This is a genomic window from Caldimonas taiwanensis NBRC 104434 (assembly GCF_001592165.1).
Classification (GTDB): Bacteria; Pseudomonadota; Gammaproteobacteria; order Burkholderiales; family Burkholderiaceae_C; genus Caldimonas; species Caldimonas manganoxidans.
On the sequence record NZ_BCWK01000077.1, the window covers coordinates 1 to 1,062 of the forward strand.

3 protein-coding genes and 1 pseudogene are annotated in these 1,062 nt (G+C 71.6%); all 4 read left to right on the forward strand.

The window, feature by feature from the left end:
• Positions 1–117: pseudogene (locus tag CTA01S_RS17095) on the forward strand (phage tail tube protein); the annotation flags it as partial.
• 26 nt (positions 118–143) lie between these two features.
• Positions 144–572: a DUF6631 family protein gene (locus CTA01S_RS16185; protein ID WP_062196859.1), complete on the forward strand. Its 429-nt coding sequence runs from the start codon at positions 144–146 to the stop codon at positions 570–572.
• Positions 572–736, forward strand: coding sequence for a hypothetical protein (locus tag CTA01S_RS16800; RefSeq protein ID WP_170167616.1), 165 nt, complete (start codon positions 572–574; stop codon positions 734–736). Before CTA01S_RS16185 ends, CTA01S_RS16800 begins: the two co-directional genes overlap by 1 nt.
• Positions 733–1,062 (forward strand): DUF6441 family protein (locus CTA01S_RS16190; protein WP_232301115.1); only part of this gene is annotated, 330 nt, incomplete at its 3' end. The genes CTA01S_RS16800 and CTA01S_RS16190, both read left to right, overlap by 4 nt.

Below are 1,062 nucleotides of genomic sequence, written 5' to 3' on the forward strand. Positions count from 1 at the left end.
CTTTCGATCATCACCGACGAACTGCTGAAGTTCGAACTCTCCGGCCAGGTGCTCGCGGACCTCTCCAAGCCCGCCGACGGCGAACTCGGCCAGTTCGGCCGCCTGGTGCTGCTGTGAAGGAGGGTGCGATGAAGGAGGGTGCGATGACCCCAGGCAGCGACGACTTCACGACCTTCCCGCCCGTGCCCCAAGTGGTCACGGTGGCGGGCACCGCGGTGGAACTCACGCCGATCCGGCTCGGAGAACTGCCGCGGATCCTCGCGGTGGTGCGACCCCTCGCCGCCGATCTGTCGGCCGAGCCGGATTGGCTCGACCTCTTGGCCCGGCACGGCGAGGCGGTGCTGGAGCTGCTCACGCTCGCCACCCGGCGCGACCGCGCCTGGATCGAAGGGCTGGCGCTCGACGAGGCCGTCACCTTGGCCTGCGCCGTGTTCGAGGTGAACGCGGATTTTTTCGTGCGGCGGTTGGCACCGAGCATCGCGCAGGTGGGCGAGCGGCTGGCGCCGATCCTCTCGGCTGGGACGACGCCGTCGCCCGGCTCGTCGCCGCCGGCCACCGCCACGCCGAGGTGATGGGCTACACCCTCGCGCAAGTGCGCGGGTTGCTGGCCGCCCACGGTCGGCTGGAACGCCGGCAGAACGCCTTGCGGCTGGCCTTGCATGCGGTGGCGGCCCAGGGCGACCGGGCGGCCATCGAGCGGCTGCAGCGCGAGTTGTGGGAGGACGTGCGGCCATGAAACTGACGCTGGCCACCTCCGGACTGCTCGATCCAAGGAAGCTCTCGGCCTGGAGCGCGGAGCGTCGGCGGGCGATCCACGCGGCGGTGGCCAAAGGGATGACCTCGGGCGGCCGCGAGGTGCGCGAGGCCGCCCGCGCCCAGATGCGCAGCGCCTTCCAGGTCCGGCGCGCGAGCTTCGTCGCCTCGCTGCAAGCCAAGGTGTTCGACCAGAAGCCCGAACGGCTGCCCGCCCTGTGGGTGGGAAGCCGAATCCCCTGGCTCGGCATCCACACGCACGGCGGCACGGTGGCGGGCCGGATGCTGATCCCCCTGCTGCCGGGACGG